The organism is Pseudomonadota bacterium (assembly GCA_013285465.1).
In the GTDB taxonomy this organism is placed as follows: Bacteria; Pseudomonadota; Alphaproteobacteria; order Micavibrionales; family CSBR16-224; genus CSBR16-224.
In genome coordinates this window covers 811,744-836,289 of the sequence record CP053449.1, presented here as the reverse complement: position 1 = coordinate 836,289, position 24,546 = coordinate 811,744, and the positions used below count along the sequence as shown (strand labels likewise).

31 protein-coding genes are annotated in these 24,546 nt (G+C 52.1%); 9 read left to right on the top strand and 22 right to left on the bottom strand.

Going from position 1 to position 24,546, the window contains the following annotated elements; genetic code table 11:
* Window positions 1-71 precede the first annotated feature (71 nt).
* From HND56_04175 to kdsA, 4 genes are read right to left on the bottom strand one after another with little or no spacing between them, the layout of a single operon-like run.
* Window positions 72-509: an iron-sulfur cluster assembly scaffold protein gene (locus HND56_04175; GenBank protein ID QKK04937.1), complete on the bottom strand. Its 438-nt coding sequence runs from the start codon at window positions 507-509 to the stop codon at window positions 72-74.
* 4 nt (window positions 510-513) lie between these two features.
* Window positions 514-720 carry a zinc-finger domain-containing protein gene (locus HND56_04170; protein QKK04936.1) on the bottom strand — a complete coding sequence of 69 codons (207 nt, stop codon included), beginning with the start codon at window positions 718-720 and terminating at the stop codon, window positions 514-516.
* Between the two features lie 22 nt (window positions 721-742).
* Window positions 743-2,173 (bottom strand): cysteine--tRNA ligase, encoded by a 1,431-nt coding sequence (locus HND56_04165; protein ID QKK04935.1) that lies wholly within the window; start codon window positions 2,171-2,173, stop codon window positions 743-745.
* A 24-nt stretch (window positions 2,174-2,197) separates the two neighbouring features.
* Window positions 2,198-3,043 (bottom strand): 3-deoxy-8-phosphooctulonate synthase, encoded by an 846-nt coding sequence (gene kdsA / locus HND56_04160; protein QKK06547.1) that lies wholly within the window; start codon window positions 3,041-3,043, stop codon window positions 2,198-2,200.
* A 120-nt stretch (window positions 3,044-3,163) separates the two neighbouring features.
* Between kdsA and HND56_04155 the strand changes: the two genes are divergently transcribed.
* Window positions 3,164-4,298 (top strand): peptide chain release factor 2 gene (locus HND56_04155; GenBank protein QKK04934.1). Its coding sequence is split into 2 segments (ribosomal slippage): window positions 3,164-3,232 and window positions 3,234-4,298, totalling 1,134 coding nucleotides; the frame shifts between segments, so codons are not numbered across the junction.
* 11 nt (window positions 4,299-4,309) lie between these two features.
* Here HND56_04155 and HND56_04150 read toward each other — a convergent pair.
* The 13 genes from HND56_04150 to HND56_04090 form a co-directional block, all read right to left on the bottom strand.
* Complete coding sequence (locus HND56_04150) at window positions 4,310-4,924, bottom strand: hypothetical protein (protein QKK04933.1); 615 nt, start codon at window positions 4,922-4,924, stop codon at window positions 4,310-4,312.
* Between the two features lie 96 nt (window positions 4,925-5,020).
* Window positions 5,021-5,650 carry a hypothetical protein gene (locus tag HND56_04145; GenBank protein ID QKK04932.1) on the bottom strand — a complete coding sequence of 210 codons (630 nt, stop codon included), beginning with the start codon at window positions 5,648-5,650 and terminating at the stop codon, window positions 5,021-5,023.
* 82 nt (window positions 5,651-5,732) lie between these two features.
* Window positions 5,733-6,146: a hypothetical protein gene (locus HND56_04140; GenBank protein QKK04931.1), complete on the bottom strand. Its 414-nt coding sequence runs from the start codon at window positions 6,144-6,146 to the stop codon at window positions 5,733-5,735.
* Window positions 6,147-6,156: 10 nt separating this feature from the next.
* A complete protein-coding gene (locus HND56_04135) occupies window positions 6,157-6,714 on the bottom strand; it encodes a hypothetical protein (GenBank protein QKK04930.1) in 558 nt (185 codons plus the stop codon).
* On the bottom strand, window positions 6,711-7,499 hold the full coding sequence (locus HND56_04130) for a M48 family metallopeptidase (protein QKK04929.1): 789 nt from the start codon (window positions 7,497-7,499) through the stop codon (window positions 6,711-6,713). Before HND56_04130 ends, HND56_04135 begins: the two co-directional genes overlap by 4 nt.
* A 60-nt stretch (window positions 7,500-7,559) precedes the next feature.
* On the bottom strand, window positions 7,560-7,742 hold the full coding sequence (locus tag HND56_04125; protein QKK04928.1) for a Trm112 family protein: 183 nt from the start codon (window positions 7,740-7,742) through the stop codon (window positions 7,560-7,562).
* Between the two features lie 9 nt (window positions 7,743-7,751).
* The gene (gene trxA / locus HND56_04120; protein QKK04927.1) at window positions 7,752-8,693 is read right to left on the bottom strand and encodes a thioredoxin; all 942 of its coding nucleotides are present in this window, start codon (window positions 8,691-8,693) and stop codon (window positions 7,752-7,754) included.
* 17 nt (window positions 8,694-8,710) lie between these two features.
* Window positions 8,711-9,226, bottom strand: a complete 516-nt coding sequence (locus HND56_04115; GenBank protein QKK04926.1) for a prolyl-tRNA synthetase associated domain-containing protein — start codon at window positions 9,224-9,226, stop codon at window positions 8,711-8,713.
* A gap of 254 nt (window positions 9,227-9,480) precedes the next feature.
* On the bottom strand, window positions 9,481-10,248 hold the full coding sequence (locus HND56_04110) for a flagellar basal body L-ring protein FlgH (protein ID QKK04925.1): 768 nt from the start codon (window positions 10,246-10,248) through the stop codon (window positions 9,481-9,483).
* Between the two features lie 77 nt (window positions 10,249-10,325).
* Window positions 10,326-11,291, bottom strand: coding sequence for a flagellar basal body P-ring formation protein FlgA (gene flgA / locus HND56_04105; GenBank protein QKK04924.1), 966 nt, complete (start codon window positions 11,289-11,291; stop codon window positions 10,326-10,328).
* A 67-nt stretch (window positions 11,292-11,358) separates the two neighbouring features.
* On the bottom strand, window positions 11,359-12,147 hold the full coding sequence (gene flgG, locus HND56_04100) for a flagellar basal-body rod protein FlgG (GenBank protein QKK04923.1): 789 nt from the start codon (window positions 12,145-12,147) through the stop codon (window positions 11,359-11,361).
* 49 nt (window positions 12,148-12,196) lie between these two features.
* Window positions 12,197-12,937 carry a flagellar basal-body rod protein FlgF gene (gene flgF, locus HND56_04095; GenBank protein ID QKK04922.1) on the bottom strand — a complete coding sequence of 247 codons (741 nt, stop codon included), beginning with the start codon at window positions 12,935-12,937 and terminating at the stop codon, window positions 12,197-12,199.
* Window positions 12,938-13,314: 377 nt separating this feature from the next.
* The gene (locus tag HND56_04090) at window positions 13,315-14,823 is read right to left on the bottom strand and encodes a mechanosensitive ion channel (GenBank protein ID QKK04921.1); all 1,509 of its coding nucleotides are present in this window, start codon (window positions 14,821-14,823) and stop codon (window positions 13,315-13,317) included.
* 140 nt (window positions 14,824-14,963) lie between these two features.
* On the opposite strand from HND56_04090, the gene HND56_04085 reads away from it, so the two are divergent.
* Window positions 14,964-15,593 (top strand): ankyrin repeat domain-containing protein, encoded by a 630-nt coding sequence (locus HND56_04085; protein ID QKK04920.1) that lies wholly within the window; start codon window positions 14,964-14,966, stop codon window positions 15,591-15,593.
* Between the two features lie 90 nt (window positions 15,594-15,683).
* Window positions 15,684-16,295 carry a hypothetical protein gene (locus tag HND56_04080; protein QKK04919.1) on the top strand — a complete coding sequence of 204 codons (612 nt, stop codon included), beginning with the start codon at window positions 15,684-15,686 and terminating at the stop codon, window positions 16,293-16,295.
* On the opposite strand, the gene HND56_04075 is transcribed toward HND56_04080, so the two are convergent.
* Window positions 16,292-17,083 (bottom strand): alpha/beta fold hydrolase, encoded by a 792-nt coding sequence (locus HND56_04075; GenBank protein QKK04918.1) that lies wholly within the window; start codon window positions 17,081-17,083, stop codon window positions 16,292-16,294. The genes HND56_04080 and HND56_04075 overlap by 4 nt on opposite strands.
* A gap of 121 nt (window positions 17,084-17,204) precedes the next feature.
* On the opposite strand from HND56_04075, the gene HND56_04070 reads away from it, so the two are divergent.
* The gene (locus tag HND56_04070) at window positions 17,205-18,056 is read left to right on the top strand and encodes a sterol desaturase family protein (protein ID QKK04917.1); all 852 of its coding nucleotides are present in this window, start codon (window positions 17,205-17,207) and stop codon (window positions 18,054-18,056) included.
* Window positions 18,057-18,079: 23 nt separating this feature from the next.
* Window positions 18,080-18,919: a sterol desaturase family protein gene (locus HND56_04065; GenBank protein ID QKK04916.1), complete on the top strand. Its 840-nt coding sequence runs from the start codon at window positions 18,080-18,082 to the stop codon at window positions 18,917-18,919.
* Between the two features lie 67 nt (window positions 18,920-18,986).
* Here the strand turns inward: HND56_04065 and HND56_04060 are convergent, their stop codons facing one another.
* Complete coding sequence (locus tag HND56_04060; GenBank protein ID QKK04915.1) at window positions 18,987-19,838, bottom strand: DUF3106 domain-containing protein; 852 nt, start codon at window positions 19,836-19,838, stop codon at window positions 18,987-18,989.
* A 228-nt stretch (window positions 19,839-20,066) separates the two neighbouring features.
* Between HND56_04060 and HND56_04055 the strand changes: the two genes are divergently transcribed.
* Genes HND56_04055 through HND56_04045 form a run of 3 tightly spaced genes read left to right on the top strand, consistent with a single transcriptional unit; the run spans window position 20,067 to window position 21,807 of the window.
* Window positions 20,067-20,666 (top strand): RNA polymerase sigma factor, encoded by a 600-nt coding sequence (locus HND56_04055; protein QKK04914.1) that lies wholly within the window; start codon window positions 20,067-20,069, stop codon window positions 20,664-20,666.
* A 14-nt stretch (window positions 20,667-20,680) separates the two neighbouring features.
* A complete protein-coding gene (locus HND56_04050; protein QKK04913.1) occupies window positions 20,681-21,217 on the top strand; it encodes a hypothetical protein in 537 nt (178 codons plus the stop codon).
* On the top strand, window positions 21,214-21,807 hold the full coding sequence (locus HND56_04045) for a periplasmic heavy metal sensor (protein ID QKK04912.1): 594 nt from the start codon (window positions 21,214-21,216) through the stop codon (window positions 21,805-21,807). Before HND56_04050 ends, HND56_04045 begins: the two co-directional genes overlap by 4 nt.
* Window positions 21,808-21,813: 6 nt before the next feature.
* Here HND56_04045 and HND56_04040 read toward each other — a convergent pair whose 3' ends face one another.
* The 3 genes from HND56_04040 to map are packed head-to-tail and all read right to left on the bottom strand — an operon-like array spanning window position 21,814 to window position 23,655.
* Complete coding sequence (locus HND56_04040) at window positions 21,814-22,089, bottom strand: hypothetical protein (protein ID QKK04911.1); 276 nt, start codon at window positions 22,087-22,089, stop codon at window positions 21,814-21,816.
* A gap of 8 nt (window positions 22,090-22,097) precedes the next feature.
* A complete protein-coding gene (gene radC, locus HND56_04035) occupies window positions 22,098-22,811 on the bottom strand; it encodes a DNA repair protein RadC (protein QKK04910.1) in 714 nt (237 codons plus the stop codon).
* A 13-nt stretch (window positions 22,812-22,824) separates the two neighbouring features.
* Window positions 22,825-23,655, bottom strand: a complete 831-nt coding sequence (map, locus tag HND56_04030) for a type I methionyl aminopeptidase (GenBank protein ID QKK04909.1) — start codon at window positions 23,653-23,655, stop codon at window positions 22,825-22,827.
* Window positions 23,656-23,760: 105 nt separating this feature from the next.
* Here map and HND56_04025 point away from each other — a divergent pair, with 105 nt between their 5' ends.
* Window positions 23,761-24,546, top strand: coding sequence for a competence/damage-inducible protein A (locus HND56_04025; protein ID QKK04908.1), 786 nt, complete (start codon window positions 23,761-23,763; stop codon window positions 24,544-24,546).

Sequence of the window (24,546 nt, the reverse complement as noted above, 5' to 3'; positions counted from 1 at the left end):
GGGGGTTTCGTCAATAATTTGACATAACTAAAATGCAAAAAAGATGCGGGAATGGTATTATTGATTTTAAATCAAGTATTTATTCCTGCGATATTTGCCACAGCCTGAAAGGGCAGCGTGATGCTGTGATGACGCATTGTATAATCCTGCGCAGTTTCGAGAATCTTGAGTTTTTCCCACACGCCCCAATCCTCGGACAACACGGTTTCATCTTCGTCCAGCAGACGTTGCAAACGCCCGCCCGCCTCCATAATCTGTGCGAAGCTTTGTCCGATAATTGCGCGGCTCATCACGGCGAGTACCGCCTTGGTCAAGGCGCAGGCCTCAACGTCATAACCGAAATCCGCGACTGTCTGATTCTTCTTGTTGATTTTCAGCTCCACCGTCACCGTGCTGCCGCAAACGGCGCTATGCGCCGTTTCGACAATATCGGGATTAGTGAGATGATGCGCTGCACCGACATCTGCCGTCAGCGCCAGCAGCGCGGGGCTGTAAAGTTCCCCGCTCATCGGCCTAGGCCGCTTTCGTAGATTTATACGGTTCTGCGCCCTTGCGGTTCTTTTTTGTAAAAAGACGGTCGCAATAACCGCAGGTGACTTCATCCGCCCCGTCAAAGCTGTAATAGACTTTCGGATGCCCCAATGCGCCTTTACCGCCGTCGCAGGAAATGCGGTGGGTGTCGGCATCAACTTTAAAAATTTCAGGATGATCGGTGGCCATGTTTTTTTTCCTTATTTTTATCTTATGAAGCTTTGACGATTTTCGCGCCATCGGCGGTATCTTCGACAGCATAGCCTTTTTCGGCGATTGCCGCACGCAAACGATCCGCCTCGGCCCAGTCTTTTGCCTGCCGCGCCGCGTCACGTTTGGCGACAAGATCCAGTACCTCGGGCGGTGTCTCTTCCTTGCTGTCATCCGCCATATCGGCGAAATCAAAACCAAAGACCAGATCAAACTCCGTTGCCAGTGCGTATTTTTCTTCACCAGACAAAACATCATCTGATAAGAGGGCGTGCAACTCAGCTAAAGCAACAGCGGTATTTAAATCGTCACAAACCGCTGTCGCAAACCTTTCTCTATATGCTTTTGCAGCCTCTGAAAGCAATACATCTTCTCTTTTCAAACCGCGCATATTCATTACACCACGCATAGCAAGGATATTGCGCGTCAATTTTTTCAGCGTCACCGCCGCCGCACCCAGCGAGGCATAGCTGAATTTGACCGGATTGCGGTAATGGCTGGTCAGATACAGGTAACGCAGGGCAAGCGGGTCATAACCTTTTTCAATCAACGTATCGACGGTGAAGACATCGCCTTTGGATTTGCTCATCTTCACGCTGTCATCCATGCTGAGAAATTCGCAATGCAGCCAGTATTTCACAAAAGGCGCATGACCGCTGGCGCATTCGCTTTGTGCGATTTCATTGGTGTGATGCACGGGAATATGGTCGATGCCGCCGGTATGGATGTCGAATTGTTCGCCCAGATATTTACTGGACATGGCGGAACATTCAATATGCCAGCCGGGGAAGCCTTTGCCCCACGGGCTGTCCCATTCCATATCGCGCTGCGCATCTTTCGGAGAGAACTTCCACAGCGCGAAATCGGTTTTGTTGCGCTTGCCGCTGTCATCAATACGTTTGCCCGATTGCAGCCCTTCGATATCCAGCTTCGCCATATCACCGTATTGCGCGAATTTCGTCGTATCGAAATAGACACCGTCATCGGTGACATAGGTGTAACCGCCCGCTTCCAGTTTTTCAATCATCGCGATCTGTTCGGGGATATGGTCGGTTGCCTTGCAGACGATTTGCGGCTTTCGGATATGCAGTTTCGCGGCATGACCGAAAAACGCGTCCGTATATTTTTCCGCCAGCCCCCAGGCATCAAGATTTTCACGGCGCTTGCCGACTTCCATCTTGTCCTCGCCGTCATCGCCGTCGCTGACCAGATGGCCGACATCGGTGATATTCATCACATGCGTGACGTCATATCCGGCATATTCCATGATACGGCGCAGAATATCGGCAAAAACATAGGCGCGCATATTGCCGATATGGGCATAGGCATAAACGGTCGGGCCGCAGCTGTAGATTCCGGCTTTTCCGGCTTCCAGCGGCACAAATTCTTCCTTTTTGCGCGTCAGCGTATTGTAAAGATAGACCGTCCGCATTACCGCTTTTTCACCCTTCGTTCTTTAAGCCGCTTTTGCCGCATAGGCTGCGGGTTTGATCAAGCGGTCAATATCCAGCAGCTCCGCCAGCAGCGCGGGCATATCTTTCAGATAAACCATGTTCGGGCCGTCCGACGGTGCGCTGTCAGGGTTTTCATGTGTTTCCACGAACAGCGCCGCCACACCGATTGCCATCGCCGCGCGCGCCAAAGGCGGTACGAAACGGCGGTCACCGCCTGTCGAACTGCCTGCGCCACCCGGCTGTTGTACCGAATGGGTTGCGTCAAACACGACCGGCAGGCCGGTTTCCGCCATAATCGGCAAAGCGCGCATATCATTGACCAGCGTGTTGTAACCGAAAGAAACGCCGCGCTCGCACAGCATCACATGCGGGTTGCCGCTATCAATCAGTTTTTGCGCAACGTTTTTCATGTCCCAGGGTGCCAAAAACTGGCCTTTTTTGACATTGACGGGTTTGCCTGTTTTTGCAGCCGCGACCAGCAGATCGGTCTGACGGCACAAAAAGGCCGGAATTTGCAGCACATCAGCGACTTCGGCAACAATCGCGCATTGTTCCGGTGCATGGACATCGGTAACGATCGGGCAACCCGTTGTTTCTTTGACTTCCGCCAGAATCGGCAGCGCCTTTTCCAGACCGAGGCCGCGACCTGCGCCGAGCGCCGTGCGGTTGGCTTTATCAAAAGATGTTTTATAGATCAGCCCGATGCCCAGTTTACCGGTTATTTCCTTCAAAGCCGCCGACATTTCAAGGGCGTGATTACGGCTTTCCAGCGCACAGGGGCCTGCCAAAAGTGTGAAAGGCATGTCATTGCCGATGGTAATTCCGTTTTTCAGCGTAATATGATGCATATGCATGAGTGTCTTTTCCTTTGTGCAATCTTTGTTGAACGCGTTATCAATAGCATATTTGCCTGCAAAATAAAACCGTGTTATAAGGCAGAAAAAACACATGCATAAGGACGAAAAAACATGAAGGCCGAAACCGAAAATCTGGCTGAAGAGATTAGGAGCGCACTTGTGCTTCTGAGGAGGCGTCTTTGACTGGGATAATGCCCTCACAAAACTCTCGGAACTGACCGCCCTGTCCGAAGACCCTGAATTATGGTCCGATTCCACGCGTGCGCAAAAAGTCATGCGCGACAAAAGCCGTCTGGAACGGCAAATCGATAATATCCGCAGTATTGAAAATACGCTGGAAGACAATATCGGCCTGATTGAGCTCGCCGAGCTGGAAGATGATCAGGAGATCATGAAAGAAGCCGAAACCGCTATTGCCAAATTGCAGGAAAATGTCGCCAAGCAGCAGCTGGAAAGTCTGCTCTCCGGCCCTGTTGACGGCAATGACTGCTATCTTGAGATCAATGCCGGTGCGGGCGGCACGGAATCCTGCGACTGGTCGTCGATTTTGCTGCGCATGTATATGCGCTGGGCCGATCAAAGCGGTTTTAAAACCACGGTTCTTGAGATGAATGACGGCGACGAGGCCGGCATTAAATCCGCCACCCTGCAGATTGAAGGCGAAAACGCCTATGGCTGGCTGAAAACCGAAAGCGGCGTGCATCGTCTGGTACGGATATCCCCCTTTGATTCAGCGGCGCGTCGCCATACCAGTTTCTGTTCGGTTTCCGTATCTCCCGTTGTCGATGAGAATATCGAGGTGCAGATTGATGACAAGGATTTGCGCGTCGATACGTTTCGCTCCAGCGGCGCGGGCGGCCAGCACGTCAACACCACAGACAGCGCCATCCGTATCACCCATATTCCGACGGGGATTGTCGTTTCCTGCCAGAACCAGCGTTCACAGCACCAGAACCGCGATACGGCGATGAATATGCTGCGTGCCAAGCTTTATGAGCTGGAACTGCAAAAACAGGATGCGGAAAAAGCCGAACGCGAGGCGCAAAAAACCGATATCGGCTGGGGACATCAAATCCGCTCATATGTGCTGCACCCCTATCAGATGGTCAAGGATTTGCGTACCGGTGTGGAAACCGGTAATAGCGCCGCCGTGCTGGACGGTGATATTGATATGTTTTTAGAAGCCGCGCTGGCCCAAAAACTCGGCGGGCTGGACGATAAGGCCGCGAAAGAGAAAACTGCGTAAAATCTGAAAAATCAGTGTTTAAATTTCGGGTTGCGGGGTTTTTCTTTGGCCCAGTCTTTTAGGGTGTCGCTGCGGCGCAGCAGATAATTGGTGCCGCGTCCCATCAGCCAAAGCAGAAACACCATCGTCAGGGCAAAATCTGCGACATGTGCGATATTCTCCGGTCTTTCCGCATCAACCGTTGCCTTGGCAATTGCCCGCACATTACCGGGATTTTCCGCACGACTTTCACGCAGGTCGCCGATATCACCGATTCTATAACCCAGTGCAGTTTCCGGATCGCCCACCGTTTTCTTAAAGCTTTTCAGGAAATCACCCGCCTGCTCTTCCGATAAATCTTCCGCCAGCAGCAGATTGGCAACAAAATCATATTTCTCTTCCGCAGCGCTTTCCGCTGTCAAGACCGATAACTGCTGCTGAAACTGTTGTTGCACCTCAACGGTTTGCGCCGTTGTTTGATCATCCATACTGCGGTCACAAAATATGTGAACGGGGTCAGCCACCAGCGTCAGTGCGAACATCGCCCAGTAAACATCACTCATTTTGCGTTTCGGCTTTTTGGTCAGCTTTTTTGCAATACCATGCCGCGCTTTTGAAAATTCATGTGACAGGTCACGACCGTCCATTACTTCGCTCCGCCCCCGTGCGGGGTTCTTTTTTCAGAAATTAAAAACTGATGATAGTCTACTCATATTTACGAATTATGTCAAACGAAATCGCGCTTAATGTTTGAAGCGTTTCGGTGCGGCTTCCGACCATTCGCGCAGTTTTTTCCGCCCTGTCATTTTTATGGTACCGCCCGCCAATGCCAGCAGCAGCGCAAAAAACATGATGTCAGAGCCGAAACCGCGCACCATATTTTCATCCTGCGCCGCCTCGACCGTGCAGGCTGCCACTTGCGGCGCGGTAGCCTCTGCACCGATTTCCGCGCGGCATTCGCGCAGATCGCCGATATTGCCGATTTTGTAATCCACCAGTTCCTGCGGCGGCAGCATATGTTCGCTTAAACCGTCAAAGAGTGTTTCGACATTGCTTTCGGAAATGCTTTCATCCATCAGAATTTGACCGATTTTGTCAGCTGTTTGATCCAGCACCACGCCTTTTTCGGCATTATTTTCCGCAGCTTTGTAATCCATCGCCAGCAGATTGAAATCCTGCTGATAATTGGCAACAATTTCCGTGCTTTGCGGTGTGAGTTGTTCATCGGCATTCGTATCCAGCAAAGCGCCGCCGCCCGTGCCAATGGCCAGCCCGAGCAGCGCACCGGTCAGCCAGACATCCCACATATCGGTCTTCAACAGTTTTTTCGATGCCGTGTGCCGTGCCTGTTCCGCCTGATATTTCATATCCATGATGTGATGCCTTTCCAGCGCTTAAAAGAATAAGGCGGCGAAAATAGCAAAGCATTTTTACTATGTCAAGCGGTGCGCGCTATCACATTGTCGTTTTTAGAAAATCCGCCGTGAAAAAGCAGCACAGGAACAGCAGCGGCAGCCAGAACATATCCACCATCCAGCCAAAGCGCCGCATTTCGCCGACAATATTTTTTGCCGCTGTTTTGTTACGCTTGATCCGGCGCAACATCCGTCCGAAGAACATTTTGCGCGTCAGATAGTTCAACACGCCGAACACTTCGACAAACATCAGAAGACCGCAGGCGGTAAAGGTCAGCCCTGCGCTGCTGAGAAAGACCAGATCATCATAATACCAGAACAGCCCGACAGTCATCGCAAACCAGCTCCAGCTTGTATCAGACAAGGCCAGCATCAGATTGACCTGCCTTAAACTATGCAGAAGAATTTCGTCATCCGATGTCCGTTTGATCGCGCGGTTTTTCTTTGTCGGCATCAAAGCGCAATCAGAACATGGCCGAGGCAACATTTTTTGTTACCTCCAGCGTGTAAAAAGACAGAATGAAATGCACGATAAACCAAAAAGCATTGCTGCCCCAGCGCACCGTCAGCAGTGTCTTTTTCGGGATTTTATAATTTTGCCCCCGCCGCACAGCCTTATCGACCATGCTTTTGAAAATCGCCTCACGCGTCATATAATTCAACACGCCGAAAATCTCGATAAAAAAGGTTAGCCCCGCAGAGACATAAATAATGCCGACCCCCGAAAACAGTGAAATATCCTTATCCCATCCCATCTGGAACATTGTGATAATCAGCCAGACAACCGCCATATCCAGCATCGCCCATAGCAGGCGGCCTTCTTTCAATGTGCTGAGATAAATTTCCGCCTTTGCCGTGCGTTTCAAAGCCCTGAGTTTCGGGTTTTCTTCTACAGCTTGCGGCGCGGGTTTATGCTGCTGTGATTGCGGCGTTGCAGAGGAGCTCTGCACCTGCTGCCGTTCCCGCCCGACAGATTCTTCCGTGCCGCCTGCGTTATTACCGTTTTGAAAATCGTCGCTCATATCGCTCCCCCGTGATACGAAAAAAGTTTTGCACCCTCCACTTTAAACCATTTTCGGGATTTTGAAACATTTGTCTCGGTCAGGCTTTGACAAAGCGTCCAGAATGCGCGGCTGTGATCCATATGCCGCAGATGGGCAACTTCATGCGCGACAACGTAATCCAGCATTTCTTCCGGTGCCATCACCAGCCGCCAGGAAAAAGACAACACGCCTTGCGAAGAACAGCTGCCCCAGCGGCTATGCGGGTCACCGATACGGATACGGGAGATTTTACGCCCGATGCTTTCGGCCTTTTCCCGCGCCCGCCATGAAATTTCCTCCCGCGCCTGCGCCGTCAGATAATCGCGTACGCGGCGGGGAATATGTTCGGGCGCCCCGGCCATATAAAGAATACCGTCGCGCCGTTCCGCCGCGCCGCGCAATTTTCCGGTGGCGGAAATCAGATGCGGCTCTCCCAGAAAAGGGAATGTCTCACCATCCTGCAATATCACTGCCGCCGCGCTGATCTGACGAATCTGCGACAAAATCCATCTTTGCTGATCTGCGACAAATTCCTGTGCCTGCCGCCATGTTGCCGCAGCCGGAAAGGTCAGCACAATCTGCCGCGCTTTGACATTGGTGCGCAGAGATAAACGCCGTGCGCGCGTGCTGTGTTTCACGGCCAAAGCCTGTTCGGCATCAAACCCCGCCTCAGCAAGCGAGGCAGCAAGGTTTTGCGGCAGCCAGTCCAGAACCGGTTTGCTGTCAGGAGGAGGTTTCGGGGCACGTTTTTTTAAAAATAACACGGGAGATATAAACCGTTCACAAGTTGATGCGAGTTGATTTTAGCACAATAGCATAGGCTGTCACAATCGCCGCGCTTCATCCGGCAGCATCACCGGAACCCCCTCCACAACGGGAAAAGCCAGCCCTGCGGATTTGCTGATCAGCTCCTGTTTTTCCGCATCATATTCCAGCGGCATCTTGGTCACGGGGCACACCAGAAGTTCCAGCAATTTTCCGTCAGGCTTGATTGTTTTCTTCGCCATGACGCCGCCTCACGAAAACAGCAGTGATGATAATTTGCGCCGCCCATCCATTGTGACCTCATGGTCATTGCCCAGCGCTTCGAAAATACGGAGCAGCTGTTTGCGCGCTTTGCCGTCTTCCCATTCTTTATTTTGACGGATGCTCTCCAGCAAAGTCGTGACGCAATCCTCATAACGCCCTTCTTTGAAAAAGGCCATCGCCAAATCAAAAAGCTCCTCATGGCCGCTGGCTTTGCCCAGCGCGTCACTCCCCTTTGCAGGAGCTTCATCAATCAGCGCGATAAAATCCTCAACCGCTTTCACCGGCGGCGGCATTTTGGTCAGTTCTTCCTGAAAGCCGCTCAATATCCGTTTGGCTTCATCCATTTCTCCTGCGGCAATATGCGTGCGCAGCAGTCCTGCCACGGCATGATCGTTTTCCGGATCGGCCTGCAGGATACGGACATAAAGCGTCTGCGCCCCCTGCGTGTCGCCTACCGATAACAGTTCCGCCGCCTTATCAAGAAAGCTTTGGATATGTTCGGCGGAAACGGCGGCCTGTTTTTGCGGCACTTCCTCGCCCCCCAGTTTCACCAGACGGTCAACCAGCGCCTTCACTTCGCTTTCCGGTTTCGCCCCCATGAATCCGTCCACCGGCTGCCCCTGAAAAAAGGCCAGAACCGTCGGTACGGATTGCACCTGCATCGCCTGTGCCAATGCCTGATTATTATCGATATTGACCTTTGCCAGAATGACCGTGCCGCCCGCTGCGGCAACCGCCTTTTCCAGCACCGGCATCAGCTGTTTGCACGGGCCGCACCACGGCGCCCAGAAATCAACAATGACCGGTTTTTTTAAGGAGGCTTCCAGCACGTTTTTTTCAAAATCCATCGTGTCGACATCAATAATCGCGCCTGCGGCAGCGGCATCATCGCCTGTCGTCATCGGGAATAAATGCACATTATCATCCATCTTTATCGCCTTCCGTCTTATCCTTTGAGAAAATCTACAATAACAGTTTTATGGCCGCAGGAGTCAATGAATTTCAGCAAATCCTGCGGCGTGATTTCCGTGGTTTTGTCATTGCTGAGCGGGTGAAAATTCAGCACCTCGAAATCATCCAGCAGTTTTTTATCCAGAACCGCAATCACACGGCAATCCGTATCATTCATAAGTGAAAACGGCGTCACCGACCCCGGCGTCACGCCCAGCACCTCCAGCATCAGATCCGGTTTGCCGAATGACAGCCGCCCCGAGGGAAGGCGTTTCTGCAGCCAGTTCATATCCACTTTTGTGCCGTGTTCCGCCACCACCAGCCAAAGCTGGCCTTTTTTATCTTTCAAAAACAGGTTCTTTGTGTGGCCGCCGCGGAAGTGATGACGGATATCCGCGCCATCCTCCACCGTAAACAGCGGTGCATGTTCTACGGTTTTTGCCGCAATGCCCAGCGCATCCAGTTTTTGTTTCAGCGGTTCCGGTGTTTCAACCTGTTTGACAGCACTCATCCCTGCCCGTCCTTCCCTTTATGTTTTCTATGTACAAAACAGTATAAAGCCGTGCGCCGCCTATGCCAAGAGTAAGAAAAAAAGCGGCCGGTTGCCGCAAAAGCGAAAACCGACCGTATAAGTTTTGGGGATAATAGTCTCCCCAAGAGAGATGAGAGGTGAGTAGTAAACTTGAATAATTCCGTGTGGTCTTCAAAGGAGGGAGGAGCTTCTGCTCCGAGAGAACCGGATTCTCCGGCAGGGTTACCTGGTTTTTAGAACGGGAACAGAATGTCGAACACCTGCTGGCCATAGCGAGGCTGCTGAACATCCGTGATTTGTCCCCGGCCGCCGTAGGAAATACGCGCCTCGGCGATTTGATCATAGCTGATGGAATTTTGCGTCGAGATGTCTTCGGGGCGGATAACGCCCGCGATTTTCAGCTCGCGCACTTCGAAATTAACGCGTGTTTCCTGACGCCCGTAGATCACGAAATTGCCGTTTGGCAGGACCTCGGTAATCATTGCCGCCATTTTTGTCTGGATTTCCTCATCGCGTTCGATCGTGCCCTGCCCTGTCGAATTGCTGTCACTGGTCGCACCGATTGCGGCGGCAGGATCAAAGGCTTCGGGCAGGAATTTATCCGTCAGCTGGGTTTCAAGCCCCAGCACATTCGGCAAGCCGACATTTTCCGCATTATTGCGGGTACGGCTGGTCGTGTTTTCCAGATTGGCTTTATCCTTGATATCAATCGTCACCGTCAGAATATCGCCGACCGCATTGGCGCGCTGGTCTTTAAAGAATGCCTGACGTCCTGATGTCCAGAGTGAATTCGCTTTTTTCTCGACGTCTTCCAGTTCGGGCATCGGCAAGCTGACCGGGCGATAGCCGGACATTTCTTTCGGGTTTTCAATCGGGCTGAGCGGCGGCTCCTGCCCGACGGCGGCGAGTCTGTCACGCGTACTGCCGCAAGCCGTCAGGCTAAGTGCCAGAAAACTGACTGCGGCGATTTTGGCAATTTTTCCGTCGAAAATCCTGTTCATATTTTATCTCCTTCTCAATCTCTCTCTTTATCGTCTTATTTTTATTGTTTTTATTTTTATAGTCGTCTTCTTTTTTATTACATTGCAGCAGCGATGCGGACACTTTGCGCGCCGACAACCTCGCCTTCGATAATCCGGCTGGAAGCCGTATTTACCACCCGTACGACATCACCTGCCGCACCGTTTTCAAGCGCCTTGCCGCGTGCCGTCAGATGCAGACCGCCTTGCGTCAGGAACAGGGTCACATATTCACCTTTTTTCACGGCAAGCGGTGCTGCGATATTGTCCGGCAGAACCGTTTCCATTGCGTCCAGTACGCGGCGCGGTGTTTGACCTATCAGTTTTTCCGGATCCAGAATGGCGCTTTCCGCCACATTATCCGCGCGCATGCGGATGAATTCGATATCGCTTGCCTCAATCACATCTCCGTTACGCAAGCGACGGTTCAAGACCGGCACGTCCAGAACACGGTGCGCCATGCCGGTGATATTGACGTTTTTGGTCAATTGCGGCGTTGTCAGCGACAGATTGGCGGCGAAACGTCCGCCCGCCGGTGAGACATCCATATTGGTGACACTGATTTCCGGCGCGGTCGTGCCGTTGATATAGATTTCACCGAAGCGCTTATCAAGGTCAATTTCGTAACTGCTGCCGCCGACGATGCTTGCCAGTTTTTTCTTCAAGGCTTCGCTGATTTTTGCCGGCGAAACCGGCGCGGCATCACGGCGCACAATCAAGCGCGTATAGCTGCTGTCCGGCTGCCATGAGATATGAAAGGCATCGGCGATGCGCTGTAAATCAGCGGCTGTCAGAATGATCGTTTTTCCCGGTGCGGGTGCAGGTGCCAAGACATGTCCGGCATTGTTTTTGACATCCTGAAAAACATCGCCCAACGTCAAGACATCACCTGCGAGTCTGACCTCGTTCTGCGGCGGCAGCGCAACATCCGCCTTTGCCGTCGCACCGAAAAGCATCACGGCGCAGGAAAGGGTCGCTGCGGTCAGCCACAATTTCTTTTTCACCTTGTTGTTTTTCGTTTTCATCGCGTTTTTCCTGACATCTCTCTTTTTATTTTTTACTTTAACTTTGCTTTTTATTTACTTAGCTTTCTTAACGAAGCTGGTTAATCGTGCTCAGCATTTCATCACCCGCCTGAATGACTTTGGCATTCATTTCATAGGCGCGCTGCGCCTGAATAAGATTGGTGATTTCCTGCACCACATTCACATTCGAGGTTTCCAATGCGCCTTGCTGCAGCTTGCCGAAACCTTCCGTATTCGGTGTGCCGATGACAGCCGCGCCGGAGCCTTCGGTTTCCATGAACAAGTTGTCACCGACCGCTTCCAGACCCGCAGGGTTTTGGAAGACCGCCAGTTCCAGCTGGCCGAGATTACTTAAAGCGACCTGTCCCTGAATTTTGACCAGCACCTCGCCGCTGCCGTTAATCGTCACATCAATCGCGTCATCCGGCACGCTGATGCTCGGCTCCAGCAGATAGCCTTCCGAGGTCACAACCTCGCCGTTTTCATTAATCTGAAACGAGCCGTCACGGGTATAAGCCGTTTCGCCCGAAGGCAGCGTGATTTGGAAATAGCCGGAACCGACAATCGCCAGATCAAATTCATTATCCGTGTTTTGCAGCGGGCCTTGTTCATTGATGCGGTAGACCGATCCGGTCTTCACGCCCAGCCCCAGCTGGATACCCGCCGGAACCGTTGTGCCGGCATCCGAAGATGTTGAGCCGGGGCGGATTTTATTCTGATACAGCAGATCCTGAAATTCCGCGCGCTGGCGTTTATAGCCTGTTGTCGTCATATTGGCGATGTTGTTGGAAATCACGTCGACATTCAGCTGCTGTGCCAACATTCCCGTTGCGCCGGTGCTTAATGTAATGGACATGGTTTATTCTCCTTTATTGAAAGCTCTTAACTTATTTTCTTAGCGGCTTTTAATTCACATTCTGCGTCAGGCGGCTGATAACATTGCGCTGCCTTTCGTGATCGGTCTGCAGCAAACGCTGCGTTTGCTGATAGTTCCGTACAATCTCGATCATCTTGTTCATTTCCAAAATCGGCTGCACATTCGAACCTTCCAGCATGAATTGCAGCACATTGGTATTTTCCGCAGGGATTGCGACTTCGCCATTCGCGTCATACAGCCCGTTACCGTTTTCCAGCATTTTCTGCTCGTCATCAAAACGCATAACGCCGATACGCCCCAGAATGCCGCTTTCCGCTGTGGAAATCGTGCCGTCATTGGCGATCATAATCTGTGTGTCGCCCTGCGGAATGGTGATCGCCTGCCCGCCATCGGATAAAACCGGATTGCCGTTTTGCGTGACGATCTGCCCTTCACGATCCAGAGAAAAATTCCCGGCGCGGGAATAGCGCGGACCGTTTGCCGTTTCAATTTCAAAGAAACCGCTGCCTTCCAGCGCCAGATCCAGCGGATTACCCGTCTGCTGCAACGGCCCCTGCTCTACACGGCGGAACGTGCCGTGATCCAGAACCATCGACAGTTTGCCGTTGTTTTCCGCCTGTCCTTGCGCTTTTGCCAGTTCTTCGTTGAATAAGACGCCCTGCGCCTTGTATCCGGCGGTCGACATATTAGCGACGTTATTCGCCGTAACCTGCATCTGGCGGTTTAATACCGTCTGAAGCGACAATGCAACATATGCAATGTTTTCCATGGGCTTCTCACCTTATCTAACTCAAATCGTCTCTTTATTCTTTAATGGCGGTATTTTTTTGTGCCGCCTTACCCCTTTATAATGCAGATTCCGTGCCAGTTTTTATATATTGTTTTTAATCAATAGGTTAATGAGATTTAAACCAGTTGGAAGCGTGGTCATTTTCTGCCTGCGCCATAGACAAAGACGTAAGGCGGGGAAAAATTTTCCCTTTTGCAGTTGTTTTCGGCAAAGTTTTGGGATAATCAACAAGACATGACAAAGGAAGAAGAGAAAAAGATAAAACGCCTGATGACCGTGGTTATTTTCCTTGGCATTCTGATGTTTGCAATGCTGGGGCTTGTCATCTATGGCGTGATGCAGAAACTGTCGGCGCTTTAGTTCTTCGCTTGCGCTTCCGCCGCCATTTCCTGACGCAGATCATTTTTCACATCCGCTTTTAGATGCGCCATCATATCGGCAGGCAGTGTCCGCAGATGCAAATCACGCTGCGGATAGGGAATTTCAATACCGTTTTCGTGGAATTTATCCCAGACGCGCAACAACACATCACTCACGATATTACCGATGCCGTTGACGGGATCATTGATCCAGCCGCGGATTTCCAGATCGACGGCGCTGTCACCAAAGCCCGTCAGACGCACGACGGGTTTGGGGAATTGTTTGACGCGCGGTTCTTCCACCGCCGCTTCCAGACACAGCTCCATCGCCTTGCGGACATCGCTGTTATAGGAGACGCCGACCTTGATCGGAATACGGACGTCATTATTGCTGAACGACCAGTTTTCCACTTTTTCGGTAATCAGCAGCTCGTTTGGAATAAGATGTTCGCGCCCGTCACGCTGGATAATCGAGACATAGCGCGCGCCCAGCGTATTCACCCAGCCGAAACTGCCCTCCACGGCAATGACATCGCCCGGTTTAATGGAACGGTCCAGCAGCAGGATAATACCACTGACAAAGTTGGAAACGACTTTCTGCAAACCGAAACCGATACCGACACCGATGGCACCACCAAGGATCGCGAAGGAGGTCAGATCAACCCCGATGGCGTTCAGGCCGAGAAGGAAGGCCGCCACCATCAGCGAAATACGGATCAGCTTGGTCAGCAACACGCGCAATGACGGTGTCATTTCCTCGATCCGTTTCACATGTTTTTCGCTGACCCGTGACAAAATCGTCGCGGTCCACAGGAACAGCACAAAATAGAACAATCCTTTGATAACGGTCAGCAGCGATATTTTATTGGTGCCGATGCCAAACTGGATACTGTCCAGAACCGATGTTGTCGGCCCCCACCAGCCGAGAATTTGCAAGGCGGCAATGGCCCAGATAACCCCTGCGACCCATTTCGCAATCACCCGCGACTGAATCAATGTGGAAATAAAGCGGATGACCGTCCCCGCAACGGCCAGATTCATGGCAATACGCAGCAAATCCGCCGGCCAGGACAGCCATGCGGCCACCTGTGTGCAGGTCAGCAAAAAGACGGCCAGAATCGCCGGAAAGAACACACGGTTCACCCGCCGGATCCATAATTTTCCGGTTTCGGAGAAAATCGGCTTTTCCGCCTCATCAACCAGTTTGCGGAACTTTTTCTGCCACATCACGGAAATCGTATAAGCCAGTGAGGACAGACCCAGAATGATTGCCAGCTGGAACAGGCTGCCCGCTTCAAAGAAATCCTGTATCTGCACCCAAATGCCCTGCGCACTTTCATGCAGGTCGATATCGCCTTTGATTTGAATAATGGAGGTATCCTGCTTGTCCTGCAGCTCCGCCATGGATTGCGCCATATCTTCGACCTCCGGCTGCGGCGGCGGAACCTCCGAAGCGGGAAGACGTTTTGCGGGCATGCGCATCATTTTGGACAGCGGGTCGCTCATGCGGAAAAAAACCTTTAAATACTATAACATTCGGCGGATTTCATCATAGTACAACGCAGGCGCGGAATCCAATCTCTTTTGATAAAGATTGACATCTATATTTATCTTATGGCAATTTAACAGCTTATCAATTTGCCGCCGTGACGGGGTGTATCATCGACGAGCCGACCGCAAAACTTTTCAATGCCGTAGCATCGGGCAATATTGCCGCGATCGACACCGCGCTTGCCGGTGGCGCACAGCTTGATGCGCGCGACGAAAACGGCAATACCGCCGTGATGAACGCCGCCTATGAAGGCAAAAACGCCGTCTTGCGTCATTTACTGGAAAAAGGTGCGGATGCAAAAGCGGAAAACGAATTCAAAAGCCGCGCCATCGGTGTTGCAGCCTTCCGCAATAATATCGAGGGAATGCGTCTGCTGATTGCCCACGGCGCCGATCCGAACCATGCCAATGCTTACGGCGAAACCCCGTTAATTTACGCCGCCAAATACGGTTATAGTGAAATGGCGCGGGAACTGCTGGACAAAGGTGCCGATCCGGAATTCTCCCCCCTGATTGAAAAAGAACCGCTGGCCATCGCCCGGCTCAACAGTTTTTACACCGTTGTCGATATCATTGACGCCGCCATCGTCAAAAAACGGGCGCGTGAAGATGTGGAGGCAAAGCTTGCTTTTCAAAAAGCCGCCGCACAAAAACGGAAAGACCGCCAGCTGGAATGCCAGCGCAATCTGCGCAGCTATACCCGCAAACGCTGCCCCCGCCGCTAGACATCTCTCGCAAGGCATTTTCATAAATATTGACACCCGCCTTTCCATTATGGTAATTTTTAACTGTCAATTTTAAAGCAGTTACAGATCATGTATGAAACCTTAAAAAAACGGCTGTTTCAGGCCGTGGAAGATGAAGACATCGCGGGCATTGATGCCGCGCTGAAAGATGGCGCCAATATCAATGCCCATGACGGTTTTGGTGAAACACTGCTGATACGTGCCGTTCATAAACATCCTAAAATTCTGCACCATTTGTTGAAAAACAATGCGGATGTGCATGTCGTGGACAATTTTTTCAACGCCCCCATCAGTATCGCCGTCTTCTATAACCGGCAAGAAGCCGCATGCCTGTTACTGGCGCATGGCAGCGATGCCGACCATGTCAATAATTACGGTGAAACACCGCTGATTTACACTGCAAAATACGATTATCCGGAGATGGCAAAATTATTACTGAAACACGGTGCCGACCCGGAACGCGCACCGCGCCGTGATAACAAACCGCTGGACATCGCCCGCAGTAAGAAACATGAAAACGTAATCACGCTCATTGAAGAGGCTCTGCAGCAAAAACTGCAAAAAGAAGAAACGGACAATCGTCTTGCTTTTGAAAAAGCACAAACGCGGAAAAAAGAAAAAGCCGCGCACAGCAATCAAGGGAATCTGCGCAGTTACCTGCACAGACCGCGCCGCCGCTAGGCTGTTTTTTGTAAAGGCTCCTGCCCTTCCTGCAACCATCCGGACAGAATATCCGCCACCAGCGCCGCGTCCTCGGCTTTGTCGAGCATATGCGTTGCGCCATCCATGGAAATCAGAAAACGCGGCCCCGTTGCGCGATCATAAATGACCTGCGCATTGGAAAAATCCACCATATCGTCTTCGGGGGCGTGGAACACAAAGACGGCACCGCCGAAATCACGCGTATCCTGCGCCACATCATGGCTGGCCATATCGGAGAAGAATTCTTTTTTCAGGAAATACTGCCGCCCTGCGACAATCAGCTCGACCTTGCCGTCCGTTTCCAGCAATTGCTGGTGATCTTCAAAATGGCGCAGTACATGACCGGGGTCACGCGGGGAGCCGATCGTCGCCACGGCCTTGATATCCGCGCCCAGCTCACGCGTTGCCGCCAGCGCCGCCGCGCCGCCCATACTATGCCCGACCAGCAATGACGGTGCCTGATAATTCTCCCGCAAGAAAGCCGCTGCGGACAGCACATCCCCCAGACTGGTCGAAAAAGTGCTGTCAGCAAAACTGCCACCGCTTTCCCCCAGCCCCGTAAAGTCAAAACGCAGCATGGCAATACCGCGATCCGCCAGCGCTTTACAGGTTTTTGCCGGGGCAAAAAATTCCTTACTGCAGGTAAAACAGTGCATGAACAATCCGAAATGCGTGATATCGCGATCTACGGGAAGTTCCAGCCGCCCGGACAGCAAATCGCCGTGACGGTTGGGAAATTTTACCGGAACAGTCTTGTGTTTTCTCATTAGGGCACCCTCTTGTTTCAGCCATTCTCTAAGAATTTATTGTACAGTTATGATATAATATACGAAGATAAGCAAAAGCAAGAATATCCCGCAAACATCAAAGGGGCTGTGATACGCCGACATGCAGACCGAACTGCTGAATATCCTGAAAGATGCCTATTTGATCACCCTGCCGTTAATAGGCTGGGGCATTCTGGCTTTTTTTATTGAAAAAATCCGCCCGGCACATAAAGACCGCGCTTTTGTCACGGATGCGACAAAGCTGGAATTGACACTGTATTATCTGTCCATGATTGCCCTGCGGCCGTTTCTGGAATTTTTGCTGTTGCTGATCATCTTTTATTTTGTGCAGGATAATTTCGTACATGCGGGTGGTGAAAAACTAATTGCCTCATGGCCTGTCTGGCTGCAATTGGCGGCAGCGTTGCTGGTCGCCGATTTCTCGACTTATTGGCGGCACCGTTTTATGCATGTGAATAAAAAGGGCTGGCTATTCCATTCCATCCACCATGATGCCAAGGCGATTACATGGACAACAGCCTTCCGCGTGCATCCGGGCGACCTTGCCGCATCTTTTCTGCTGGATCCTTTGTTGTTGCATCTGTTCGGCTTTCCGCATCCGGTCATTATTTACGCTGCCACAATCGTTTACGGCGTCGGCATATTGTCCCATTTCAACATTGATCTGGACTGGGGAAAACCGCTGCGCTATCTGATTGCGTCACCGAATTACCACCGCTGGCATCACGGTCTGGAAAAAGAGGCCGTGGATAAAAATTTCAGCGTCTTATTCCCCTTTATTGATATGGCTTTTGGCACCTTTTATTATCCGCAGCGTCTGCCGAAGGCCTACGGTATTTTCAAATGTCAGGTTCCGGATGATTTCTGGGGGAAAATCGCTTACCCCATCCGTAAATGGAGCGCCACTTACAAGGACTACAATGCGCCAAATTCATCGAAACCGAAAAAGTAAACAGCAACGGCGAATATAAAATTATGCATGAATTTTTAAAACTTGCCGAACCGGTTCTGTTTCAGATTTCCTTTATTACGCAGGCCATGCTTGCGACTTTTTTGATTGCCCTGCTGTTTGAAAAACTGCGCCCGGCGTCCAAAAACATTCCGATGTATCATCGGGAAACACCCTTTGAATTGCTGAATGTTTTTATCATCACCCTGACGGTCTGGCCGCTGGCGCTTTACTGTATCAACACCTTCTTTCTTGATGCCCTGCAAAATGCCTTTACCTATGACTTTACCTCGCGCACCGTACGCAGCTGGCCGCTCTGGCTGCAAATGATAAGCGCCGCGGTTCTGCTGGATTTCGGATTATACTGGTATCACCGTATGATGCATGCCTGGCTGTGGCCCTTCCATGCCGTCCATCACGAAACCGAGAATGTAAACTGGTCGACATCATGGCGGTTCCATCCGCTGGACATCATCATCAGTTTTTTCACATTGCTGATTTTATATTTTGTCGGCTATCCGGCGGAGTCGATTTTCTTTGCCTCCTTTGCCGTGCATATCATGTCAAACTTCACGCATTTCAATACACGCCTGTCATGGCCGGGGCCGCTGAAATATCTGCTGACCAGTCCGCATTTCCATCACTGGCATCACGCCAAAGCAAAAGACGCCATTGATAAAAACTTCTGCATCGTCTTCCCGTTTCTGGATTTGCTGTTCGGCACCTTTTACTGCCCCAAGCCCGAGCCGGAAAAATACGGCATATTCCAGCCGCAAATACCCGGCGGCATGATCGGCAAATTCTTTCTGCCTTTCGTGGAACAGGGGCGAAAGATACGCGGCTTGCTGACAAAGCCGAAAACTTGAAACAAGAAAAAAAGCCGCCCGCATTTTCAGCGGCACGGCTTTTTCCGATTATCTTTGCAGCAGCTTATTATCTTTCGCGGCGGCGTTGCGGCGCACGTCTCTCACCGCCGCCCTCCTTGCCGAACCCTTTCCAGCGTTTATAGATTTCGCGTTTCTGATCCGTTGACAGCTCACGCGCACCGCGCTGCATCTCGCCGCTCAGACGTCTCTTTTTCTCCGAACCCAGACCCCGCCATTCTTCCTGTGCGCGGCGTTTCATCTGCGCCTTTTGCTCCGGCGTCAGATTGTTCAGGCGCTGCTGCATATTGCTTTTCAATCTTTCTTTTTGCTCCGGCGGCATCTGATCCCAGCGTTCTTTCAGCTTGGAGCGAATGGCCTCCCGCTCTTTCGGGTCGATGTCCTTCCAGCGGTTGCGCAATTCCCGTTGCATTTGCTTGCGATCTTCCGGTGCGACATTCTCCCATTGTTTCTGGATTTTCGCCTTCATCTGTGCGCGTTCCTCCGGCGACATATTCTGCCATTTTTCACGCAAGTTCCGCGTTTCACCGAATTTGTTATCAATAAAACTGTCCTGCTCATCCGGCGGCATTTGCTCCCAGCGTTCCTTCATCTGGCCGCGGTGTTTTTCGATAAATGCGCGGCGTTCCTCCGGCGGCATATTCTGCAACTTGTCCCAGATTTCTCCACGACGGGCATTTTCTTCCCCGCCGCCGCTGTTTTTAAAGGCTTCGATACGTTTGCGTGCCTCTATCGCTTCGCGGCTGTCCAGCAGACGCCGTTCATCTGCTGTCAACACACGATCCTGCGCCATCGGGGCCATATTTTCGCCCTGCGCATAAGCCGTCGCAGGCATGCCCGCAAGCCCGGCCATTACGCCGCAAACGGCCAAAACCGATAAAAATCCTTTATTTTTCAACATGTCCGTACCTTCCTATCCATGACGTTCATGTGCAGCCAACCGGCCTGTCTAATTATTATACGGGACAGATTATCAAAACCCTGCGCAAAAAATCGAAAAAAAATGAAAAAAATTTATAAAAAAGCGCAGGGTTTTCCTAAAACGGAACGTGTCATAGACAGTGAAAAGCAGTATGCTTCTAAAAGCATGTGAACAGCATGATACAGGAAAAAAGGATGAAAGACTGCTGTGACGCCGAAAGAAGAGGATACTGCCGGGCTGGATGAGGATGATGCGCTGATGCGGCGCATCGCCGGGGGCGATGAAAGGGCCTATGCCATGCTGGTACAGAAACATCTGGGCAGAACCGTGCGGACCGCCATGCGTATTCTCGGCAATCAGGCCGATGCCGAAGATGCAGCGCAGGATGCCTTTATCCGCGTCTGGAAACATGCGGAAAACTGGGAGCCGGAAGCCAATCACGGCGCTAAATTCACCACATGGTTTTACCGTGTTGTGACCAATCTGTGTATTGATTACACGCGCAAAAAACGCGGTATCGCGCTGGAAAACATCGCCGAGCAGGAAGCGGAGGATGAAAGCGGTCTGGAAAAGCTGGAACGCGCCGACACGTTCCAGACGCTAAAAACCCATATGGATGCCCTGCCCGAGCGGCAACGCACTGCCCTGACCCTCTGTTTTTACGAGGAAATGAGCAATAAGGAAGCCGCAGAGATCATGGATATTAGCGTCAAAGCGCTGGAATCGCTGCTGGTACGGGCAAGACGCAGTTTACGTGACACGATGGATGCGGATGACATCCGCGACGGTATGCAGGCAGGAAATTAGAGGAAACAGCTAAAATGAGCAAAAAACTGGCAAAACAGGCGAAACAGATCAGGGAAATGGTGGCGGCTTACGGTGCCGACCGTCAGCTGTGGCCCGAAACAGTCCGTGATTTTGCCGATGAAACCGCCGCCGCCCTTCCCGAAATTGCCGCACTGCTGCAACAGGCGGAGAAAGAAGATGCGCTGCTGCGCGACTATCATCTGGACATTCCGGCGCTGGACAATCTGCAAAGCCGTATTCTGGCCGAGGCGCGCGCCACGCCGCAGCTGCGCAGCAGTCCCGTTTCTGCGGAAAAGGTGAAGCAAAGCTTTTGGCAAATCTTATTCCCCGGATTGCAGTTCCGCCCGATGCATATCTTTGCGCCCAGCGGCGGGCTGGCGATGGCGGCGGTTTTCGGTTTCTGGCTCAGTTTCAGCGGTACCGTTGCGCCGCCGGACGGAACAGCGGCAAACGGGTTGTTGCTTGATCCGGTCTTTTATCAAAATGTCTCCGACCCCGCATTGGGAGACGCATTACTGCTCTACGGCACGGAAGGAGGAATGGAAGAATGACCGCCATCCATAAAATACTGGTAACCGTTTCCGTTCTGCTGTTTATTTCGCTGGCAGGAAATATGTTCTTTCTCGGCATCTGGCTGGGCAGCTCGGTACAGCAAGGCGTCACGGAAACCACCCATGTCAGCGGCAATATCCATGCCGCAAGCGAGATCAAACAGATTGACCGTGAATTCAGCGATTTGCTGCCCGAACAGGATAAGGAAATCATCCGCAGCCGCATGCAGGAAAGCCGCAGCACGCTGCGCGCCCAAAAAGACGCGCTGGATAATGCCCAGCGTGCCGTCCGCAATGCGATGTATGCCGAGCCTTTCGATCAATCCGCGCTGGACCAGGCGCTGGCCGATGAGCGCAACGCACGCCAGAACCTGCATGGCGCTCTGAACACGACGCGCCGTAATATGGCGGCCTCCCTGTCCCCCGAAGGGCGCCGTGCGCTGGCAAAAATGGAGGATCGCCTGTCCCGCTACCGCGAAGCCCGCAACGGCGGCATGCATGGTGATGCGGAAACAGGTGAGCGCAACAAGGATATGCGCCGCTTTGAAAAGCTGCGCAAATTGCGTGAACACCGCAAGAATCAGGAATAAACCGGTTTAAGCACCCGCCAGAACAGATAATGTCCAGCGCAGGATAATCGGACGGATATCGGGCTGCGGCAGGTTTTTGCCCGTTGTCCAGCGCGTCACCGCACCGCCCGTCAAGCCGAATTCATCGCGCAGTTGCTGTTCGCTGACCGCGCCGCTGCTGACAATATCATAGAGAGCCTGCGCAAAATCAGTATCGGAAATTGCGGATTGCCGCAGCAAAGCGTTCAGCTTTTTTTCCAGCTGTTTCAGACGTTCCGTTTGTAAATCGGTAATTTGTCCCATGCCGCGGCTCACAAATGGCCATGCGCTTTAAAACTGTAATGACCGGTCGCGGAAATAATCAGATGGTCATGCACAATGACATCAATCGGTGTCACGGCACGGACGATTTCTTTCGTCATTTCAATATCCGCATTACTCGGCGTCGGGTCGCCGCTGGGGTGGTTATGCACTAAAATCACAGCCGTTGCACCGACCTCCAGCGCACGCTTCACAATCTCGCGCGGATAGACCGGCGTATGGTCAACCGTTCCGCTCTGCTGCACCTCATCGCGGATCAGGCGGTTCTTGCGGTTTAGAAACAGGACGCGGAAATGTTCTTTTTTCTCATGTGCCATCGTCGCCATGCAGTAATCCAGCAGGGCTTTCCACGAGCTGAGAACCGGCGCATCGGAAATTTTCTGTTTCAGCAAACGCCCGCCTGCCGCATAAACGGTTTTCAGAAAGGCCGCCGTGTTTTCACTGACCCCCGTCACGGTCGCCAGGCTTTTCGGATCCGCCGCCAGCACATCGGCAAAGCTGCCGAAATGATCGATCAGTTTTTTCGCCAGCGGTTTGACATCGCGGCGCGGGATGGCGGTAAAAAGCAGTAATTCAAGAATTTCGTAATCGGGCATACCGTCACCGCCCGATTCCAGAAAACGCTGACGCAACCTGTCACGATGCCCTGCATGGGGCAGCTTGTCCGGATTTAGAACGGTCTTTTTTGCCTTTTGCTGCGTCATGTCCGTTGCCCGATCAGGAAGTATAGGGCGGAAAAGTATAGCCCTTCGGCGACAGGGTGAAAATTTCAAACCCGTCTTCCGTCACCGCCAAAGAATGTTCAAATTGCGCTGACAGCGATTTGTCACGTGTTACAGCCGTCCAGCCGTCATCCAGAATTTTCACATCATATTTGCCGGTATTGATCATCGGCTCAATCGTGAAGAACATACCCGGCTGCAGTACCAGCCCCTCACCTGCCTTGCCGTAATGCAGAACGGAGGGCGGCATATGGAAAGTTTGTCCGATGCCGTGGCCGCAGAAATCGCGCACGACCGAAAAACGCCGTCCTTCCGCATGTTTCTGGATGGCGGCGGCCACATCGCCCAGCGTCGCACCGGGTTTGACCTGCTCAATCCCCAGCATCATCGCCTCATAAGTCGTTTCGACCAGACGCTGCGCCTTGACGGGAATTTTCTCGCCGCAGTAATACATGCGGCTGGTATCGCCGTGCCAGCCATCGACAATCACCGTCACATCAATATTCAGCACATCGCCTTCTTGAATGGGTTTTTCGCTGGGAATGCCGTGACAAACAACGTGATTAACCGAAATACAGGTCGCCTTGGGATAGCCTTTATAGCCCAGCGGCGCGGGAATCGCATCATGGTCTTCAATGAATTTATGGCACAGATCATCCAGATATTCCGTCGTAACACCGGGCTTTACAAAATCGGTGATGTAATCCAGTGTTTCCGCCGCCAGACGCCCCGCAACGCGCATGCCTTCAAATGCTGCGGCATCATGGATCAAAATCTGTCCTTCTTCCGTATCATGTACTGTTTTGTATTCCGATTTCGTGTTCATTGCCTGCTTGCCTTTCATTAAGGACTCGGGTTATCTTTTCCAGTATAATCATCGTCTGTTGAAAGACTAGGAAATACCACAGAACAGGAGCGTAATAAAGAGCAGATGAGCGCCGAGACCTACACAGCCGCTATTCTGATTATCGGAGACGAGATTCTGTCCGGCCGTACGGTTGACCAGAACACGCCCTGGATTGCGGAAAAACTTGCCGAACACGGCATCAAACTGCGCGAGGTGCGCGTGGTGCCGGATGATTATACGGATATCATCAATGCCGTGAATGCGCTCCGCTCCCACTACACTTATCTGATTACCACAGGCGGCATCGGGCCGACCCATGATGACATCACTGCCGCCGCCATTGCGCAGGCTTTTGCCGTTCCTGTGAAAGAAGACCCGGATGCCCGCAAAATTCTGGAGGATTATTACGGCACGCGTGAGCTGAATGATGCAAGGCTGAAAATGGCCGCCGTCCCCGAAGGGGCGGTATTGATCGATAATCCTGTCAGCGGTGCCCCCGGTTTTAAAATGGAGAATGTCTATGTGCTGGCCGGTGTGCCGCGCATTATGCAGGGCATGCTGGAAGGCTTTATCGACGGGCTGATCGGCGGTGACCCGATGCTGTCCAATACTATTACCTGCGACCTTTACGAAAGTCAGGTTGCCAAAGACCTCGGAAGCCTGCAGGATAAATATCCCGATGTCTCCATCGGCAGCTATCCGCAATACCGCGGCGGCATATTGGGGTTGAGCCTTGTGCTGCGCGCAACGGATGCAGCGCTTTTAGACAATGCGACCGATGAGGTGATCGCCGTCATCGAAGCGCTTGGCGGAACGGCCAGCGCCGTGAATATCCGCGGCAATGAAACCAAAAACCGCGAAACGGGCTGA